Origin of the sequence: Rubrivivax sp. JA1026 (assembly GCF_011065555.1) — a bacterium.
Lineage (GTDB): Bacteria > Pseudomonadota > Gammaproteobacteria > Burkholderiales > Burkholderiaceae_C > Rubrivivax > Rubrivivax benzoatilyticus.
In genome coordinates this window covers 19,480-38,903 of the sequence record NZ_JAALCQ010000003.1, presented here as the reverse complement: position 1 = coordinate 38,903, position 19,424 = coordinate 19,480, and the positions used below count along the sequence as shown (strand labels likewise).

14 protein-coding genes are annotated in these 19,424 nt (G+C 71.2%); 8 read left to right on the top strand and 6 right to left on the bottom strand.

Annotation, left to right across the window (positions count from 1 at the left end):
- Positions 1–19: 19 nt before the first annotated feature.
- From G5B56_RS06620 to G5B56_RS06585, 8 genes are all read left to right on the top strand, one after another.
- Entirely contained in the window at positions 20–481 is a 462-nt protein-coding gene (locus tag G5B56_RS06620) for a CBS domain-containing protein (RefSeq protein ID WP_009857774.1), read from the top strand.
- 54 nt (positions 482–535) lie between these two features.
- Positions 536–1,645, top strand: coding sequence for a chorismate synthase (aroC, locus tag G5B56_RS06615; protein ID WP_164962716.1), 1,110 nt, complete (start codon positions 536–538; stop codon positions 1,643–1,645).
- Positions 1,642–2,847 carry an MFS transporter gene (locus G5B56_RS06610; protein WP_164962715.1) on the top strand — a complete coding sequence of 402 codons (1,206 nt, stop codon included), beginning with the start codon at positions 1,642–1,644 and terminating at the stop codon, positions 2,845–2,847. Before aroC ends, G5B56_RS06610 begins: the two co-directional genes overlap by 4 nt.
- 52 nt (positions 2,848–2,899) lie before the next feature.
- On the top strand, positions 2,900–5,308 hold the full coding sequence (locus tag G5B56_RS06605) for a bifunctional diguanylate cyclase/phosphodiesterase (protein ID WP_029718870.1): 2,409 nt from the start codon (positions 2,900–2,902) through the stop codon (positions 5,306–5,308).
- 132 nt (positions 5,309–5,440) lie between these two features.
- Positions 5,441–6,610 carry an efflux RND transporter periplasmic adaptor subunit gene (locus G5B56_RS06600; protein ID WP_240920671.1) on the top strand — a complete coding sequence of 390 codons (1,170 nt, stop codon included), beginning with the start codon at positions 5,441–5,443 and terminating at the stop codon, positions 6,608–6,610.
- A 3-nt stretch (positions 6,611–6,613) separates the two neighbouring features.
- Entirely contained in the window at positions 6,614–9,835 is a 3,222-nt protein-coding gene (locus G5B56_RS06595; protein ID WP_164962714.1) for an efflux RND transporter permease subunit, read from the top strand.
- Between the two features lie 167 nt (positions 9,836–10,002).
- Positions 10,003–10,386: a type II toxin-antitoxin system RelE/ParE family toxin gene (locus tag G5B56_RS06590; protein ID WP_164962713.1), complete on the top strand. Its 384-nt coding sequence runs from the start codon at positions 10,003–10,005 to the stop codon at positions 10,384–10,386.
- Entirely contained in the window at positions 10,370–10,672 is a 303-nt protein-coding gene (locus G5B56_RS06585) for a DNA-binding transcriptional regulator (protein WP_164962712.1), read from the top strand. Before G5B56_RS06590 ends, G5B56_RS06585 begins: the two co-directional genes overlap by 17 nt.
- Before the next feature lie 44 nt (positions 10,673–10,716).
- Here the strand turns inward: G5B56_RS06585 and G5B56_RS06580 are convergent, their stop codons facing one another.
- The 6 genes from G5B56_RS06580 to gcvP form a co-directional block, all read right to left on the bottom strand.
- Positions 10,717–11,781 carry an ABC transporter ATP-binding protein gene (locus tag G5B56_RS06580; RefSeq protein ID WP_164962711.1) on the bottom strand — a complete coding sequence of 355 codons (1,065 nt, stop codon included), beginning with the start codon at positions 11,779–11,781 and terminating at the stop codon, positions 10,717–10,719.
- Between the two features lie 3 nt (positions 11,782–11,784).
- Entirely contained in the window at positions 11,785–12,639 is an 855-nt protein-coding gene (locus G5B56_RS06575) for a carbohydrate ABC transporter permease (protein WP_164962710.1), read from the bottom strand.
- A complete protein-coding gene (locus G5B56_RS06570) occupies positions 12,636–13,514 on the bottom strand; it encodes a carbohydrate ABC transporter permease (protein ID WP_164962709.1) in 879 nt (292 codons plus the stop codon). Before G5B56_RS06570 ends, G5B56_RS06575 begins: the two co-directional genes overlap by 4 nt.
- Before the next feature lie 68 nt (positions 13,515–13,582).
- The gene (locus G5B56_RS06565) at positions 13,583–14,833 is read right to left on the bottom strand and encodes an ABC transporter substrate-binding protein (RefSeq protein ID WP_164962708.1); all 1,251 of its coding nucleotides are present in this window, start codon (positions 14,831–14,833) and stop codon (positions 13,583–13,585) included.
- A 245-nt stretch (positions 14,834–15,078) separates the two neighbouring features.
- Entirely contained in the window at positions 15,079–16,473 is a 1,395-nt protein-coding gene (locus tag G5B56_RS06560) for an L-serine ammonia-lyase (RefSeq protein ID WP_164962707.1), read from the bottom strand.
- A gap of 47 nt (positions 16,474–16,520) precedes the next feature.
- The gene (gcvP, locus tag G5B56_RS06555; RefSeq protein WP_164962706.1) at positions 16,521–19,409 is read right to left on the bottom strand and encodes an aminomethyl-transferring glycine dehydrogenase; all 2,889 of its coding nucleotides are present in this window, start codon (positions 19,407–19,409) and stop codon (positions 16,521–16,523) included.
- Positions 19,410–19,424: the final 15 nt, after the last annotated feature.

Below are 19,424 nucleotides of genomic sequence, written 5' to 3'. Positions count from 1 at the left end.
TGTGGGCTATATTGCCCGCATGAAAGTCACCGACATCCTGCGCGTCAAGGGCAACACGACGTACACGGTTTCGCCGGACCAGCTGCTCGCCGAGGCGATGAAATCGATGTCCGAGTTCGACGTCGGTTCGCTGGTCGTGATGGAGCACGGCGACCTCGTCGGCATGCTGACCTTCCGCGAGGTGATCTCGGCGGTCGTCGAATGCCACGGCAACGTCGGCACGCGCCACGTTCGCTCGGTGATGGACGACGCGCCGCTGACCTGCACGCCCGAGACCAACATCGACGAGGTGCGCCGCATGATGCTGCTGCGCCACGCGCGCTACATGCCGGTGCTCGACCACGGCACGCTGATGGGCGTGATCTCGTTCTACGACGTCGCCAAGTCGGTGGTCGACGCGCAGGACTTCGAGAACCGCATGCTGAAGGCCTACATCAAGGACTGGCCCGAGGAAGACACGCCGGCGCAGCCGGCGGCCTGAGCGGCCGGCCGGGGGCCGCCGCATAGAATCCGCTGCCCCCAACGCAGCGTTCCCATGTCCGGCAGCACCCTCGGCGAACTCTTTCGCGTCACCAACTTCGGCGAGAGCCACGGCCCGGCGATCGGCTGCGTCATCGACGGCTGCCCGCCCGGCCTGGAACTGTCGGAAGCCGACATCCAGCCCGAGCTCGACCGCCGCCGCCCGGGCACCAGCCGCCACGTCACGCAGCGCCAGGAAGCCGACCGGGTGCAGATCCTGTCGGGCGTCTACGAAGGCCGCACCACCGGCACGCCGATCGCGCTGCTGATCCCCAACACCGACCAGCGCAGCAAGGACTACGGCAACCTGCTGGACACCTTCCGCCCCGGGCATGCCGACTACGCCTATTGGCGCAAGTACGGCCTGCGCGACCCGCGCGGCGGCGGCCGCTCGTCGGCACGCACGACGGCGCCGACGGTGGCCGCCGGCGCCGTCGCGCGCAAGTGGCTGAAGGAACGCCACGGCTGCACGTTCACCGGCTGGATGAGCGCGCTCGGCGAGATCGAGATCCCGTTCGAGGACGAGCGCCACATCGGCGCCAACGACTTCTTCGCCGCCAACACCCGCGACATCCCGCGCCTGGAGGCCTACATGGACGCGCTGCGCAAGGCCGGCGACTCCTGCGGCGCGCGCATCGAGGTCCGTGCGCGCGGCGTGCCGGCCGGCCTGGGCGAGCCGCTGTACGACCGCCTGGACGCCGACATCGCGCACGCGATGATGGGCCTCAACGCCGTCAAGGGCGTCGAGATCGGCGCCGGCTTCGCCTGCGTCGCCCAGCGCGGCAGCGAACACGGCGACGAGCTGACGCCCGAAGGTTTCGCCAGCAACCACGCCGGCGGCGTGCTCGGCGGCATCTCGACCGGGCAGGAGATCGTCGTGCGCCTGGCGATCAAGCCGACGAGCTCGATCCGCATCGCACGCGCCTCGATCGACCGTGCCGGCCAGCCGACGACGGTCGAGACCCACGGCCGCCACGACCCCTGCGTCGGCATCCGCGCGACGCCGATCGCCGAGGCGCTGCTGGCGCTGGTGGTGATGGACCACGTGCTGCGCCAGCGTGCGCAGTGCGGCGACGTCGAGCTGCCGATCCCGCCGATCCCCGCGGCCCGGCCGGCCGGCGCTTGAACCCCGCGCCCACCGGGCTGCGCGCCTTCGGCGCGGTCTGGTTCGTCTATTTCGCCGGCATCGCGCTGTTCAACCCCTACGCGCCGCTGTGGTTCAAGGAGCTGGGCTTCTCGACGCTGCTGATCGGCGCCGTGGCCTCGCTGCAGAGCTGGACACGCGTCGTCGCGCCCTACGGCTGGGGCTGGTGGGCCGACCACGGCGCCTCGCGCGTGCGGCTGATCCGCCTGGCGGCGGCTGCGGCGCTGGTGGCCGCCAGCGGCTTTCTCTTCGTGCGTGGCGAATGGGCGGTGGCGGCCTGCACCGCGCTGCTGTTCCTGGCCAACGGCGCCATCGTGCCGCTGTCCGAGTCGGCGCTGGCCTCGCGGCTCAGCGCCACCGGCGGCTTCGACGCGCGGCGCTACGGCCGCGTGCGCGTCTGGGGCTCGATCGGCTTCGTGGTCTCGGTCGTCGCCGCCGGCGCGCTGCTGCAGCGTGCCGGCATCTCGCTGTTCCCGGTGCTGCTGTGCCTGCTGTACGCGCTGCTGCTGGCGGTCGCGATGCGCCTGCCCGAGCCCGGGGCCAAGGCCGCCGGCGCAGCGCTGCCGCCGCCGGTGCTGCCGGTGCTGCGCCGGCCCGCGGTGGCCTGGTTCTTCGCCTCGGTGGCGTTGACGGTGCTGGGGCACACCGCGCTCTATGCCTTCTTCTCGCTGCTGCTGGACGCGCGCGGCTACCCGAAGTCGGCGGTCGGCGCGCTGTGGGCGGTGTCGGTGGCCGTCGAGATCGTCTTCTTCTGGTTCCAGGGCCAGGCGCTGGCGCGTTTCGACGCCTACCGCTGGCTGCAGTGGGCCGGGCTGGCGTCGGCGGCGCGTTTCGCGATGACGGCCGCGGCCGAGGGCTCGACGGCGCTGCTGGTGGCCGCGCAGCTGCTGCACGCGCTGACCTTCGCTGCCCACCACGCCGCCAGCATCGTGCTGGTGAGCCGTCACTTCCCCGGCGCGCTGCGCACCCGAGGCCAGGCGCTGTACTCGGTGCTGGGCTACGGCGTGCCGGGCGTCTGCGGTGGCCTGGCCGGCGGCTGGGTCGCCGAGCACCACGGCCTGCCGGCGGTGTTCTGGCTGGCCGCCGTCGCCGGCCTGGGCGGTGCGGCCGCCGCGGCGCGTGCCGCGCGCCACGACCGCGTGGCGCACGAAACCGCTTCAGCCGGCGCACCCAACGGCCGATAAACGCCGTGGCGCAGTCCGCGCCGGCCGCGACTTTCCCTCCCCCCCGCCCCTGATGGACACCAGCCCGTCGACGACGCCTGGCAGCGTTGACCGAGCGCACCGCCGCATCCGCTATGCGTTGTGGTTCACGTTCGCGACGCTGGTGGCGCTGGCCGGCTTCCAGTCCTGGTACAACGGCCGGCTCGAGCGCGTGCGTGCGCTGGATGCCGAGCTGATCGGCCTGGCCGGCGCGCAGCGCGGCTTTTGCCAGCAGGTCGGCCGCCTGGCGGCGATGGTCGCCGGCGGCGGCATGACGGGGACCGTGGACACGGCGCTGCTGTCCGAGGCGATCGACCGGTCGCGCAGCACCGAGTTGCGCATCGAGGCGCTGCTGGCGGCGCAGCAGACGCTCTCATGGCACGACGAGGACGAGGTCGCCACCGCGCTGGCGCGCTGGCACGTGGTGCGCGAGCGCCTCTGGTATCGCGCCGACACGCTGGACTGGCACCTCGCGCGCCGTGATGCGGACAACGCGACCCGGGTCGCCGAGACCCTGCAGGAGGAGGTGGAGCCTGCGCTCGCCGGCGCCGACCTGCTGTACCGCCGCCTGCACGAGGCCTCGCTGGAGCGCAGCGCGCGCCAGTCCAGCGTGCTGCAGTGGGGCGTGGGCATGACGCTGCTGGTGCTGGCGGCCGTCGTGCTGCTGGTCGCGGCGCCGACGATGCGCGCGCTGCGCGAGCAGCTGCAGCGCCTGGCGGTGCAGACACGCGAGCTCAAGCGCCTGGCGCTGGTGGTCTCGCGCACCGACAACGTGGTCGTCGTCACCGACCCCGGCGGCCGCATCGAGTGGGTCAACGACGCCTTCACGCGCATCACCGGCTGGTCGGCCGACGAGGTGCGCGGCCGGGCCGTCGACGGCGCGCTGCACAGCCCGCGCAACGCCTCGGCCGACGTGGCGCCGTTCCACGAGGCGCTGCGCAGCCAGCGCCCGGCGCGCTTCGAGGTGCTGACGCGCCGCAAACACGGCGGCGAGGTCTGGTTCGCCATCGACATGCAGCCGCTGTTCGACGAGGACAGCAGCCACCGCGGTTTCGTCTCGCTGGCCACCGACGTCACCGCGCGGCGCGAGCTCGGCGAGCGGCTGCGCCTGGCCGCCAGCACCGACGCGCTGACCGGCCTGCCCAACCGCGCCGCCGCGATCCAGCGCCTGGAGCGGGCGATCGACCATGCGCGGCGCAACCCGGGCTACGGCTTCGCGCTGCTGTTCATGGATTTCGACCGCTTCAAGCAGATCAACGACACGCTGGGCCACAGCGAAGGCGACGAGCTGCTCAAGCAGATGGCGCGGCGCATCGAGCTGGCGCTGCGCCCGGGCGACGCGGTTGCGCGGGCCGGCGGCGAGCACACCGCAGCGCGCCTGGGTGGCGACGAGTTCATCGTCGTGCTCGACGGCGTCTGCCGTGTCGAGGACGCGCGGGCGATCACCGACCGCCTGCTGCGCGACCTGGCCGAGCCGTACACGATCAACGGCCGCTGGGTGCAGTCCAGCGTCAGCATCGGCGTCGTCGTTGCCGCGGCGGGTGCCGAGTCGCGCACGCCCGACGACCTGCTGCGCGACGCCGACACCGCGATGTACGAGGCCAAGCGCGCCGGGCGCGACTGCTGCATGGTCTTCGACCCGGCGATGCACGAGCGTGTCAGCCAGCAGCTGCAGATCGAGAACGACCTGCGCCGCGCGCTGCCCGAGGGCGAGCTCTTCGTCGTCTACCAGCCCATCGTCGCGCTGCCCGGTGGCCGCGCCACCGGCGTCGAGGCGCTGGTGCGCTGGCGCCACCCGACACGCGGCGTGCTGACGCCGGGCGGCTTCATCGGCGTCGCCGAGGAGGTGGGGCTGATCGACGCCATCGGCGAGCACGTGCTGCGCGAGAGCTGCGCCTGCTTCGCCGACTGGCGCGCGCGCCTGGGCTCGCGCGCGCCGCGCCAGCTCAACGTCAACCTGTCGCGCGCCCAGCTGCGCTCGCCGGCGCTGCCCGAGCTCGTCGGCGCGATCCTGGCCGAGCACGGCCTGCCGCCGCAGGTGCTGCAGTTGGAGGTCACCGAGTCGCTGGCGGCGCAGGACGAGGTCGTGCAGGCGACGCTGCGCCAGCTCAAGCAGCTCGGCGTGCGGCTGGCGCTCGACGACTTCGGCACCGGCTACTCCTCGCTGGCCTGCCTGCATCTGCTGCCGGTGGACACGGTGAAGATCGACCGCAGCTTCATCGCCCACGCCGAGACCATCGAGTACCACCGCGTGCTGATCGAGGCGACGATCCGCGTCGCCCAGTCGCTGGACATGGCGACCGTCGCCGAGGGCATCGAGACCGCCGGCCAGGCGGCGCTGATGACACGCCTGCGCTGCGACTACGGCCAGGGCTGGCTGTACGGCCGGCCGCTGGAGGCCGCCGCGCTCGAGCGCCGCATCGCCGAGACCCACGCCGCCTGAGCGCTGCCGTCTGTCGCCGTGTCCGGCAGCTGATGCCGCCGCCGCTGCGCTTCGTCGCAGCGCCGCCAGGGTGATCGGCGGTCTTTCTACACTGCAGGCCGCCGTCTCCCGAGGACGGCCAGGAGGCATTCGATGAGAACGAGAACCTGGGTGTCGGCCGCCGTCGTGCTGGCACTCGCCGGTGGCGCTGCCGCCGTCTGGATGAAGGGCGCCGGCAACGGCGCCGCCAAGGAGGCGCCTGCCGGCCCGCCGCCGCTGAAGTTCGTCGCCCGCGAGGTCACGCTGCCGCAGCGCACGACGATGCCCGAGCGCGTGGAGTTTTCCGGCCCGCTGGTCGCGCCTCAGACGGCCATCGTGCGCGCCAAGGCCGCAGGCACGCTGCTGGCGCTGGACGTCGCCGAAGGCAGCCGCGTCAAGGCCGGCCAGGTGCTGGGCCGCATGGACCTGTCCGAGCTGGCCAGCCGCGTCGCCGAGCGCGACGCCCAGCTCGCCGCCGCCAAGGCCACGCTGGTGCAGGCCGAGCGCACGCACGAGTCCAACGAACGGCTGGCGCAGCAGAAGTTCATCTCGCCGATCGCGCTGGAGAACTCGCGTGCCGCGCTGGAGACGGCTCGCGGCGCCTACGACGCCGCCGCCGCGGCGCGCGACACGGTGCGCACGACGATGCGCGAGGCGGCGCTGGTGGCGCCGATCGCGGGCATCGTCGCCAAGCGCCATGCGGTGCCGGGCGAGAAGCTGGCCGAGGAGCAGCAGCTGCTGACGATCGTCGACATCCGCGAGCTCGAGCTCGCCGGCAGTGTCGGCACGCACGAGGTCGGCAAGCTGACGCCTGGCATGACGGCCGAAGTGCGCGTCGAGGGCCTGGCCGAGCCGTTCCGCGGCCGCCTGGCGCGCATCGCCCCGGCGGCCGAGTCCGGCACGCGTTCGATCGGCGTGACGATCGCGCTGGACAACCCTGGCGAGCGCCTGCGCGCCGGCCAGTACGCCGTCGCCGCGGTGACGCTGAAGGACGCCGGCGAACGGCTGACGCTGCCGGTCGACGCGGTCTCGCGTGTCGGCGGCCAGGACCACGTCTGGGTCATCGAGGACGGCGTGCTGGCGCGCCGCGCGGTCAAGCTCGGCCGCCGCGACGACGCGGCCGGCCGTGTCGAGCTGCTGTCGGGCGTGCCCGAGAAGGCCACCGTGCTGGCGCTGCGCTTCGACAACCTGCGCGAGGGCGCCAAGGCGCAGGTCGCGCCGGCCGGCAGCGCCGGGTCGGTGGCGTCCGCGGCGACGGCGGCCTCGTCACCGCGCGTGGAGTGAAGCATGTGGATCACCCGCGTCTCGATCCGCAACCCCGTCTTCGCGACCATGGTCATGGTCGCGCTGTGCGTGCTGGGCGTCTTTTCCTACATGCGGCTGGGTGTCGAGCAGATGCCCGACATCGCGCTGCCCGGCGCCTACGTCGAGGTGTCCTACCCGGGCGCCTCGCCCGAGGCCGTCGAGCGTGAGATCACCAAGCCGCTGGAGGAGTCGGTCAACGGCATCGCCGGCGTCAAGCGCCTGACCTCGCGCAGCTTCGAGGGCCGCAGCCAGACCAGCATCGAGTTCACGCTGGACACCGACATGGGCCGCGCGATGCAGGACGTGCGCGACCGCGTCGCCGCCGCGCAGGCGCGTTTCCCCGACGACGCCAAGCCGCCGCTGATCAACCGCTTCGACAACGAGAACTCGCAGCCGGTCGTCGCGCTGGCGCTGCTGTCGGACACACGCAGCCAGCGCGAGCTGTCGATCATCGCCGACCAGGTGGTGAGCCGCCGGCTGCAGCGTGTCGACGGCGTCGCCCGCGTCGACGTCAGCGGCCTGGCGCTGCGCGAGGTGCGCATCGACCTCGACCCCGAACGTCTGCGCGCCTACGCGGTGACGCCGGCCGAGGTGGCCAAGGCGCTGGACGAGGCCAATGCCGACGAGCCGGTGGGCCTGCTCAGCAACGAGCGCGCCGACGCCATCCTGCGGGTCGAGGGCCGCGTGCGCGACCCGCGCGAGTTCGAGAACACCATCGTCGCGCACCGCAACGGCCTGCCGCTGCGCCTGGGTGACCTGGGCCGGCTGGTCGAGCGCGAGCGCGAGCCCGACTCGTTCGCCCGGCTCAACGGCCGCACGGCGATCAACTTCAACGTCTTCAAGCAGCAGGACGCGAACATCGTCGCCACCGGCGAGAAGGTCAAGGAGGCGATGGACGAACTCGGCCGCACGCTGCCGCCGGACACCCAGATCGAGCTCGTCTACGCCGCCAGCGACTGGGTCAAGGGCTCGCTCGTCGGCCTGCGCCACACGCTGATCGAAGGCGCGCTGCTGACGGTGGCCATCGTCTTCCTGTTCCTGCACTCGTGGCGCAGCACGGTCATCACCGGGCTGACGCTGCCGATCGCGGTGATCTCCAGCTTCATCGCCGTGCACGCCTTCGGCTTCACGCTGAACTTCATGACGATGATGGCCTTGTCGCTGTGCATCGGCCTGCTGATCGACGACGCGATCGTCGTGCGCGAGAACATCGTGCGCCACGTGCACATGGGCAAGGACCACTACACCGCCGCCGACGAAGGCACGCGCGAGATCGGCCTGGCGGTGATGGCGACGACCTTCGCGATCTGCGCGGTGTTCGTGCCGGTGGCCTTCATGGGCGGGATCATCGGCAAGTTCTTCTACCCGTTCGGCATCACCGTCGTCGTCGCGGTGCTGGTCAGCCTGTTCGTCAGCTTCACGCTCGACCCGATGCTGTCCAGCGTCTGGCGCGACCCGCCGTCGGCGCGCCTGGCGCGGCTGCCGGTCATCGGCGCGATGCTGCGCGGCGTCGACCGCGGCATGGACGGGCTGCACACGGTCTACGAGCGCCTGATCCGCTGGGCCTTCGGCCCCAAGCGCTGGCGCCTGTTCGGCGTGCCGGCCTTCGCCCGGCCTTTCGGCGCCGACGGCCGGCGCGACCGCAGCCAGCGCCGCCGCTGGCGCTGGGCGACGCTGACGCCGCGCGGCGTCGTGATGGCCACCGGCGGCGCGAGCTTCGTCGCCGCGCTGATGCTGGCGCCGCTGGTCGGCTCGGAGTTCGTGCCGCAGACCGACCAGGGCTTCACGCAGCTGTCGATCCGCATGCCGGTGGGCTCCAGCCTGGAGCGCAGCGACGCCAAGGTGCGCCAGGTCGAGGAGATCGTCGCCTCGTTCCCCGAGGTCAAGAACGTCGCCACCAGCGTCGGCGGCCAGGGGGCGGGGCTTTCGACCGGGCGCAACCAGGCGGTGCTGAACATCGGCCTCGTCGACCGCCGCGAACGTGACCGCACGCAGAAGCAGGTCGAGGACGCGATCCGCGAGCGCATCGCGGCGATCCCGGGCATCGAGACCTCGGTCGGCTTCGACCGCCCGATCTACGTCGCCATCCTCGGCAGCGACCCCGAAGGCCTGGCGCGTGTGGCCAGCGACTTCGCCGAGAAGGTGAAGAAGATCCCCGGCATCGCCGACGTCGAGCTGTCGGTCAAGCCCGGCGTGCCGGCCTATGCGGTGCGGCTGCTGCCGGCGGCGGTGCGCGAGCTCGGCCTGACCGCGCCGCAGCTGGCGTCGAGCCTGCGCGCCTACGTCAACGGCGAGGTCGCGACCTACTGGACGACGCCCGACGGCGAGCAGGTCGAGGTGCTGCTGCGCCTGCCGCAGGACGCGCGCCAGGAGCTCGAGCAGATGCGCAAGCTGCCGGTGGCCTTCGCCAAGGACGGCACGCCGATCCCGCTGGACGCGGTGGCCTCGATCGAGTCGGTGGTCAACCCGGAGGTCATCCGGCGCCAGAACCTGCAGCGCCGCGAGGCGATCTTCGCCGGGGTGCAGGGGCGCCCGGCCGGCGACGTCGGCGCCGACGTGCAGAAGCTGATCGCCGAGACCTCGCTGCCGCCGGGTTTCACCTTCGACGTCGGCGGCCAGACCAAGGACCAGAACGAGGCCTTCACGGCGATGCTCGGCGCGATGGCGCTGGCGGTGATCTTCATCTACATCGTGCTGGCCAGCCAGTTCGGCAGCTTCGTGCAGCCGGTGGCGATCATGGCCTCGCTGCCGCTGTCGCTGATCGGCGTGATGATCGCGCTGCTGGTCTCGGGCTCGACGCTCAACGTCTTCTCGATGATCGGCCTGGTGATGCTGATGGGCCTGGTGACGAAGAACGCGATCCTGCTCGTCGATTTCGCCAACCACGCCCGGCGCGACGGCGCCAGCGTGCCCGAGGCGCTGCTGCAGGCCGGGCTGACGCGCATGCGGCCGATCGTCATGACGACCGCGGCGATGGTCTTCGGCATGCTGCCGCTGGCGATGGCGCTCAACGACGGCGGCGAGATCCAGGCGCCGATGGGCCGCGCGATCATCGGCGGCGTCATCACCTCGACGCTGCTGACGCTGGTCGTCGTGCCGGTGCTCTACAGCTACCTGGTGCGTGATCGCAAGCCGAAACCGGCGCCGGCGGCCGAGCCCGGCGGCGGGGTGCTGCCGGCAGGGGCCAGCGCGGATCGCGACTGAGGCTGCAACGTTGAACGAGAAGGCCGCCCGAGGGCGGCCTTCTTTTTGGGGCCTCGTGGGCGGCGGCACAGGGCGCATGCTCGCCCCGCAACCAGACGACGGGTGTCGTCGAACCGATCAGCTTTCTGCAGAAAGCTACCCGTAACGGGTATGATTTGGAGCCCGCGATGTCCCAGATCTTCAAGCGCAAGGACTTCGCACGATGGCAGGCGGCAGAGAAGCTGCCCGACTCTGCCTTGTGCAAGGCCGTGCAGGAGATGGAAAGCGGACTGATCGACGCCGATCTGGGTGGCGGTCTCTACAAGAAGCGAGTGGCTCGCCAGGGCGCGGGCAAGAGCGGCGGCTGCAGGACGCTGCTGTCGGCCCGGATCGGCGGGCGTTATGTGTTCCTGCACGGCTTTTCCAAGAGCGACAAGGCGAACATCACTCAGGACGAGAAGTCGGCGCTGCGGTTTGCCGGTCGGGTGTTTCTCGAGTTGTCGGCCGAAGCCTTGTCGAAGGCCCTGCGAACGGGCGTGCTGCTGGAGGTGCATGGTGAGCAAGATCGTTGAATCCCTGCGTGGCGACCTGGCGGCGCTCCATGAAGCGGGCGCGATCAGCAAGCTCACGATGCGCGAGTTCGACGCGATCTGTCCTCCGCCCGTCAGGCCTTTCGACGCCGCCGACATCAAGCGCCTGCGTGAAGCCTTGAACGTCAGCCAGCCGGTCTTCGCGCTGCACCTGCACACCACGGCGTCGACGGTGCGCAAGTGGGAGCAAGGCGAGACCCGTCCGGCCGGGCCGGCGCTGAAGCTGCTGAACCTCATCGCCGACAAGGGCCTGCAGGCCATCAGCTGACGGCTGCAAGCCGCTGATCGCGGCCGTCCGGACGTGAGCGGCGCTCAGCCGATGCGCTTCTCGCTCGCCGCGTCGAACAGGTGCGCGTGTTCGGCCGCCCAGTGCAGATGCACCGTGCCGCCGACCTGGCCTTCGGCGGTGCCGGGCAGGCGCGCGGTCAGCTTGCCCGCCACGGTGTTGGCGGTCATGTAGGTCTCGGGGCCGGTCGGCTCGACGATGACGAGTTCGCCCGGCAGGCCTTCGGCGCCCAGGCAGACGTTCTCCGGCCGCAGGCCGTAGATGACGTCGCCGCTGCCGCCGGCCAGCGCCTGGCGCTGCGCGGCGCTGAGCGGCAGCGCGTGGCCGGCCGCCGTCAGGCCGCCGTCGGCGCTGCGCTGGGCGAGGATCATGTTCATCGCCGGCGAGCCGATGAACTCGGCGACGAAACGGGTCGCCGGCCGGGTGTAGATCTCGTGCGGCGAGCCGAGCTGCTGCACGGCGCCGTCCTTCATCACCGCGATGTGGTCGCCCAGCGTCATCGCCTCGACCTGGTCGTGCGTGACGTAGACCGTCGTCGTGTGCGTGCGCTGGTGCAGCAGCTTGATCTCGGCGCGCATCTCGACACGCAGCTTGGCGTCGAGGTTGGACAACGGCTCGTCGAACAGGAACAGCTTGGGGTCGCGCGCCAGCGCGCGGCCCATCGCGACGCGCTGGCGCTGGCCGCCCGACAGCGCGCCGGGCTTGCGGTCGAGCAGGTGGTCGATCTGCAGCATCTTGGCGACACGCTGCACGGCCGCCTCGCGCTCGGCCTTGGGCACCTTGCGCATCTCCAGCGCGAAGGCGATGTTCTGGCGCACGTCCATGTTGGGGTACAGGGCGTAGCTCTGGAACACCATCGCGATGTCGCGGTCCTTGCTGGGCACGTCGGTGACGTCGCGGCCGTCGATGAAGATGCGGCCCGAGCTCGGCGCGTCCAGGCCGGCGATCATGTTCAGCAGCGTGCTCTTGCCGCAGCCCGAGGGGCCCACGAGGATCAGGAAGTCGCCGGCCTCGACCTCGATGTCGATGCCTTTCAGGATCTCGGTCTTGCCGAAGGCCTTGCGCACGGAGCGGATGGACAGGGCTCCCATGGTTCAGCCTTTCACCGCGCCGGCCGTCAGGCCGCGCACGAAGTACTTGCCGGCGACGACGTAGACGAAGAGGGTGGGGAGCGCCGCGATCAGTGCCGCGGCCATGTCGACGTTGTATTCCTTCACGCTGCTGGAGGTGTTGGCGAGGTTGTTGAGACCGACGGTCACGGGTTTGCTGTCGGCGCCGGAGAAGACGACGCCGTAGAGGAAGTCGTTCCAGATGTTGGTGAACTGCCAGATCAGCGTCACGACGAGGATCGGCGTGGACAGCGGCAGGATGATGCGCGTGAAGATCTTCCAGAAGCCGGCGCCGTCCAGCATCGCGGCCTTGATCAGCTCGTCGGGCAGGCCGACGTAGTAGTTGCGGAAGAACAGCGTCGTGCTCGGGATGCCGGCGACGACGTGCACCAGGATCAGCCCCCAGATCGAGCTGGCGATGCCCAGCCAGCCGAGCACCTGGCTCATCGACAGCAGCACCACCTGCATCGGCATGAAGACGCCGAACAGCATCAGCGCGAACATCGTCTCGCTGCCGCGGAAGCGCCACTTCGAGAGCACGTAGCCGTTGATCGAGCCGATCGCCGTCGACACCAGCACCGCCGGCACGACCATCAGCACCGAGTTCATGAAGAAGGGCTTCAGGCCGCCGCAGTCGGTGCCGGTGCAGGCGCTGCTCCAGGCACGTGCCCAGGACTCGAGGCTCGGGCTCGTGGGCAGCGACAGCAGGCTGCCGGCGCGCACCTGGTCCATGTCCTTCAGCGAGGTCGTGACCATCACGTACAGCGGCGTCAGGAACCAGGCCGCGAACAGCAGCAGGGCCGCCCACAGCAGGGCGCGTTGCACGGCGTGGCGGCTCATCGTTTGGCCCTCAGTTCGCTGTAGAGATAGGGCACGACGATCGCGGCCACGGTGGCCAGCATCACCGTCGCGCTGGCCGCGCCCAGGCCGATCTGGCCGCGCGAGAAGGCCATCGCGTACATGAAGGTCGCCGGCAGGTCGGTGGCGTAGCCGGGGCCGCCGGCGGTCAGCGCCATCACGAGGTCGAAGCTCTTGATCGCCAGGTGGCTGACGACCATCAGCGTGCTGAAGAACACGGGCCTGAGCGTCGGGATGACGATGCGCCAGTAGATCAGCGGCAGGCTCGCACCGTCGACCTGCGCGGCCTTGATGACCGAGTCGTCGATGCCGCGCAGCCCGGCCAGGAACAGTGCCATCACGAAGCCCGCGCTCTGCCAGACGCCGGCGATCGCGACGCAGTAGATCGCCTTCTCCGGGTCGACCAGCCAGCCGAAGCTGAAGCTCTCGAAGCCCCATTGCTGGACCACGTGCTCCAGCCCCAGGCCGGGGTTCAGGATCCACTTCCAGGCCGTGCCGGTGACGATGAACGAGATCGCCATCGGGTACAGGTAGATCGTGCGCAGCAGGCCCTCGGCGCGGATCTTCTGGTCCAGCAGGATGGCCAGCAGCAGGCCCAGGGCCATCGAGCCGCCGATGAACAGCGTGCCGAAGATGCCCATGTTGACGAGCGCGACGTGGAAGCGCTCGTTGTCGAACAGGCGCACGTACTGCTCCAGCCCGACGAACTCGTAGTTGGGCAGCAGGCGCGAGGCCGACAGCGACAGGTAGCCGTTCCAGGCGATCAGCCCGTAGATGAACAGGAACGACAGGACGAAGGACGGCGCGACGACCAGCTTGGGCAGCCAGCGTGCGCCCGCGGGCGATGAAGACGGCATGGAGGCGGCACGGCAGACGCGCCGCGTCCCGCTGGCGGGGAACGCGGCGCGTCGGTTCTACGGCGGGTTTACTGCGCCTTCGCGGCGTTGGCGATGCGCGTCATCGCGTCCTTGGCGCTCATCTTGTCGCTGTTCCAGAACTGGCTGACGACGTCCTTGATCGCGCCTTCGATGGCCGGGGCGACGGCCATGCCGTGGGCGATCGACGGCACCAGGCCGCCGTTCTTCGACGTCGCGACGAAGTCCTTGGCCGACAGCCTGGCGCAGTCGTCGAACTTGTCCATGTTCATGCCCAGCCGCACCGGGATCGAGCCCTTGTTGAGGTTGAACACCTGCTGGAAGTCCGGCGACATGATGGCCGCGGCCAGCGCCTTCTGGGCCTTGGTGTTCTCGGCGTTCTTCAGCTTGAACATCGCGAACGAGTCGATGTTGAAGGTGAAGGCCTGCGCGGTGCCCGGAGCCGGGGCGCAGACGAAGTCCTTGCCCGGCGCCTTGCCGGCGGCGACGAACTCGCCCTTGGCCCAGTCGCCCATCAGCTGCATGCCGGCTTCGCCCTTGATGACCATCGCGGTCGCGAGGTTCCAGTCGCGGCCGGGGGCGTTGCGGTCGGTGTAGCCCTTCACGCGCTTGAAGGTCGTCAGCACCTTCTCCATCGTCGGGCTGTTCAGCGTCGCCGGGTCGAGCTGCACCAGGGCCTTGCGGTAGAACTCGGTGCCGCCGACACCCAGCGCCACGCTCTCGAAGGTGGTGAAGTCCTGCCAGTTCTGGCCGCCGTGCGCGACGGGGATGATGCCGGCCTTCTTCAGCGCCTCGGCGGCGACGAAGAACTCGTCCCAGGTCGTCGGCACCTTGGCGCCGGCCTTCTTGAAGGCTTCCGGGTTGGCCCACAGCCAGTTCACGCGGTGCACGTTGACCGGTGCGGCGATGTAGTTGCCCTTGTACTTCATCACGTCGGCCACCGCCTTGGGCAGCACGGCGTCCCAGTTCTCGGCCTTGGCGACGTCGTCGATGTTGGCGAGCACGCCTTCGGCGGCCCATTCCTGCAGCGCCGGGCCCTTGATCTGCGCCGCGGCCGGGGCGTTGCCCGAGACCACACGCGACTTCAGCACCGTCATCGCCGAGTCGCCGCCGCCACCGGCGACCGCGAAGTCCTTCCAGGTGTGGCCCTTGGCCTGCATCGTGGCCTTCAGGGCTGCCGCGGCCTTGGCCTCGCCGCCGCTGGTCCACCAGTGCAGGACCTCGACTTCGCCGGCCTGGGCCATGCCACAGGCGGCCAGTGCGGCGGCGGCCGCCAGGGTGCGGATGGGGGTGTTCTTCATGTCCGTCTACCTCGTGTGCGCCGCTCGTGGCGGCTGTCGTTCGTGGTGGGTCGTGCGAGGTGCCGGGTGCCACGCGCAGTGTCGCCCGGGCCTCGCCGCGACGAGGATGCGCCGCTACGTGGGCCAGATCAAGGGCCGTAACCCCGTGGAATCCGATGAAAGCGCGCGTTGAGGGGCGGGCGCAACGTCGGCCCCCCTGCGCTTGACTCGGGCTGCGGCCTCGCGCTTGGCGGACCGCAGCGGCCTCAGCATTCGACGATGTTCACCGCCAGGCCGCCGCGGGCCGTCTCCTTGTACTTGGTCAGCATGTCGGCGCCGGTCTCGCGCATCGTCTTGATGACCTGGTCCAGGCTGACCTTGTGCGTGCCGTCGCCGCGCAGCGCGATGCGTGCGGCGTTGATCGCCTTCACCGCGCCCATCGCGTTGCGTTCGATGCAGGGGATCTGCACCAGGCCGCCGACCGGGTCGCAGGTCAGGCCCAGGTGGTGCTCCATGCCGATCTCGGCGGCGTTCTCGGCCTGCGCCGGGCTGCCGCCGAGCACCGCGCACAAGGCGCCGGCGGCCATCGAGCAGGCGACGCCGACCTCGCCCTGGCAGCCGACCTCGGCGCCGGAGATGCTGGCGTTCTCCTTGTAGAGCAGGCCGATGGCGCCGGCCGTCAGCAGGAAGTCGACGACACCGCGTTCGCTGGCGCCGGGCACGAAGCGTTGGTAGTAGTGCAGCACCGCGGGCACGATGCCGGCGGCGCCGTTGGTCGGCGCGGTGACGACCCGGCCGCCGGCGGCGTTCTCCTCGTTGGCGGCGAGCGCGAAGAGGTTGACCCAGTCGAGCACCGCCAGCGGGTCGGCCGGCGTGCCGTCGGGCGCCTGCGCCTGCAGCGCCTCGGCCAGGTCGGGGGCACGCCGCTGCACCTTGAAGCCGCCGGGCAGCGTGCCGCGGGTGCGCATGCCGCGCGCCACGCACTGCTGCATCACCTGCCAGATCGCCAGCAGGCCGGCGTCGATCTCGGCGTCGCTGCGCCAGTGGCGCTCGTTGCGGCGCATCACGCCGGCGATGTCGCAGCCCAGCTCGGTGCTCAGCGCCAGCAATTCGGCGCCGGTGTGGAACGGGTGCGGCAGCACGGTCGTGTCGGGTGCGATCACCGGGTGCCGGCTGCCGTCGGCCGCGACCTCGTCGCTGACGACGAAACCGCCGCCCACCGAGTAGTAGCGGCGTTCGGCCAGCAGCGCGCCGGCGGCGTCCCAGGCCGCGAAGGCCATGCCGTTGGCGTGGAACGGCAGGGTCTCGCGGCGGTGGAACTTCAGGTCGCGCGTTTCGACGAAGTCCACCGCCTGGCGGCCCAGCAGCTCGAGGCGCGCGCTGGCGCGGATCGCCGCCAGAAGCGCCGGCACCTCGTCGATCGGCACCGTGTCGGGCTCGTGGCCGGCCAGGCCCAGCAGCACCGCGGTGTCGCTGCCGTGGCCCTTGCCGGTGGCGCCGAGCGAGCCGTAGAGCTGGGCGCCCACACGCGCGGTGCGCTCCAGCAGGCCCTCGTGCGCCAGCCGCGAGACGAACAGCCGCGCGGCGCGCATCGGGCCGACGGTGTGGCTGCTGCTCGGCCCGATGCCGATCTTGAAGAGGTCGAAGACGGAAACGGCCATCGTGACCTCCGACGATGGCGGGCGCGGCGACGGCCGCGCCCGCGGGCTCAGGCGTAGTCGGCCATCGGCGGGCAGCTGCAGCTGAGGTTGCGGTCGCCCCAGACGTTGTCCACGCGGCCCACCGGCGACCAGTACTTGTGGCGGCGCAGCGCCGGCACCGGGTAGGCGGCTTCCTCGCGGCCGTAGGCGTGCGGCCACTCGGCTGCGAGCAGCACCTCGGCGGTGTGCGGGGCGTGCTTCAGCGGGTTGTCCTCGCGCGGCCAGGCTCCGGCCTCGACCTTCGCGATCTCGGCGCGGATGGCGATCATCGCGTCGCAGAAGCGGTCCAGCTCGACCAGCGGCTCGCTCTCGGTCGGCTCGACCATCAGCGTGCCGGGCACCGGGAAACTCAGCGTCGGGGCGTGAAAACCGTAGTCGATGAGGCGCTTGGCGACGTCCTCGGCGCTGACGCCGCTGGTCTCCTTCAGCGGCCGCAGGTCGAGGATGCACTCGTGCGCGACACCGCCGCCGGCGATGCCTTCGATGCCGCCGCTGTAGTGGATGTCGTAGTAAGGCGCCAGCCGCGCGGCGATGTAGTTGGCGCTGAGGATCGCGGTCTCGGTGGCCTGGCGCAGGCCGTCGGCGCCCATCATGCGCACGTACATCCAGCTGATCGGCAGCACGCCGGCGTTGCCCAGCGGCGCGGCGCTGACGGCGCCCACCGGCGCGGCGGCGTCGCCGTGGCCGGGCAGGAAGGGCACGAGGTCGGCGACGACGCAGACCGGGCCGACGCCCGGGCCGCCGCCACCGTGCGGGATGCAGAAGGTCTTGTGCAGGTTCAGGTGGCTGACGTCGCCGCCGAACTCGCCCGGCGCCGCCAGGCCGACGAGCGCGTTCATGTTCGCGCCGTCGACGTAGACCCGGCCGCCGTGGCGGTGCACGATCTCGCAGAGCTGCTTGACGCCCGGCTCGAAGACACCGTAGGTCGACGGGTAGGTGATCATCACGCAGGCCAGGCGTTCGGCGTGCTGGACGCACTTGGCCTCCAGATCGGCGAGGTCGACATTGCCGTTGGCGTCGCACTTGACGACGACGACCGAGAGACCGGCCATCTGCGCGCTCGCCGGGTTGGTGCCGTGCGCCGACTCGGGGATCAGGCAGAGGTCGCGCTTCTCGTCGCCGCGCGAGGCGTGCCAGCCGCGGATCGCCAGCAGGCCGGCGTACTCGCCCTGCGAACCGGCGTTGGGCTGCAGGCTGATGCCGGCGTAGCCGGTGGCTTGCGCCAGCCAGGCGCAGAGCTGGTCGTTCATCTCCCAGACGCCGGCCAGCTGGTCGCGCGGCGCGAACGGGTGCAGGTTGGCGAACTCCGGCCAGGTGATGGGGATCATCTCGCTGGTCGCGTTGAGCTTCATCGTGCACGAGCCCAGCGGGATCATCGTGCGGTCCAGCGCCAGGTCCTGGTCGGACAGGCGACGCAGGTAGCGCAGCATCTCGGTCTCGCTGTGGTGCAAGTTGAAGACCGGGTGCGTCAGGAAGGCGCTGCTGCGGCGCAGCGCCTCGGGCAGCAGCGGCTCGACGCCACGCTCGTACTCGTCGATCGATGGCAGCGTCGCGCCGTCCGGCGCGAACCAGCGCCAGAGGTCGGCGATGTCGGCGCGGCTCGTGGTCTCGTCCAGCGCCGCGGCGACACGCGTCGCTGACAGCCGGCGCAGGTTGGCGCCGTCGGCCAGCGCGCGCGCCATCACCGCGTCGGCGCGTGCGCCGAGCTCGACGGCGACGGTGTCGAAGCCGGCTTCGGTCAGCACCTCCAGGCCCATCGCGCGCAGGCCGGCGGCCAGCGCCGCGGCGTAGGCGGCGATGCGCTGGGCGATGCGCTTGAGCCCCGCGGGGCCGTGGTAGACGGCGTACATCGACGCCAGCACCGCCGGCAGCACCTGCGCGGTGCAGATGTTGGACGTCGCCTTCTCGCGGCGGATGTGCTGCTCGCGCGTCTGCAGCGCCAGGCGGTAGGCCGGGCGGCCGTGCACGTCGACGCTGACGCCGACCAGGCGGCCGGGCATCGCGCGCTTGTACTCGTCGCGGCAGGCCAGGTAGGCGGCGTGCGGGCCGCCGGCGGCCATCGGCACGCCGAAACGCTGCGTCGTGCCGACGGCGATGTCGGCACCGAACTCGCCCGGCGGCACGAGCAGTGTCAGCGCCAGCAGGTCGGCGGCGACGACGAAGGCCGCCTGCTTCGCATGCACCGCGTCGGCCAGCGTGCGCAGGTCGTGCACCGTGCCGTCGGTGGCCGGGTATTGCGCGACGGCGGCGAAAAACTCGCCGTCGTCGGCGAGCGTGGCGAAGGGCCGCACGTCGACCGCCAGCCCCAGCGGCTCGGCGCGCGTGCGCAGCACCTCGATCGTCTGCGGGTGGCAGTCGTCGGCGACGCGGATCGTGTCCGACTTGGCGCGCACGCTGCGCCGGGCCAGCGTCATCGCCTCGGCGACGGCGGTGGCCTCGTCGAGCATCGAGGCGTTGGCGATCGCCATGCCGGTCAGCTCGGCGATCATGGTCTGGAAGTTGACCAGCGCCTGAAGCCGCCCCTGCGAGATCTCGGCCTGGTAAGGCGTGTAGGCCGTGTACCAGGCGGGGTTCTCGAGCACGTTGCGCAGCACCACCGTCGGCGTGCGCGTGCCGTGGTAGCCCTGGCCGATGAAGCTGCGCAGCGTGCGGTTCTTCGCCGCGATCGCACGCAGCTCGGCCAGCGCCTGGTGCTCGGGCACCGGCGCCGGCAGCTGCATCGGCTGCGGCCGGGCGATGGTGCGCGGCACCACCGCCTCGATCAGCGCCTGCCGCGAGGCGGCGCCGATCACCGACAGCATCTGCCGTTCCTCGGCTTCGTTGGGCCCGAGGTGGCGGGCGGCGAACTCGTCGTGGTGCTCGAGCTCGGCGAGCGTGGGAAGGGCGGACATCAGCATGGGCGGTGGACTGCT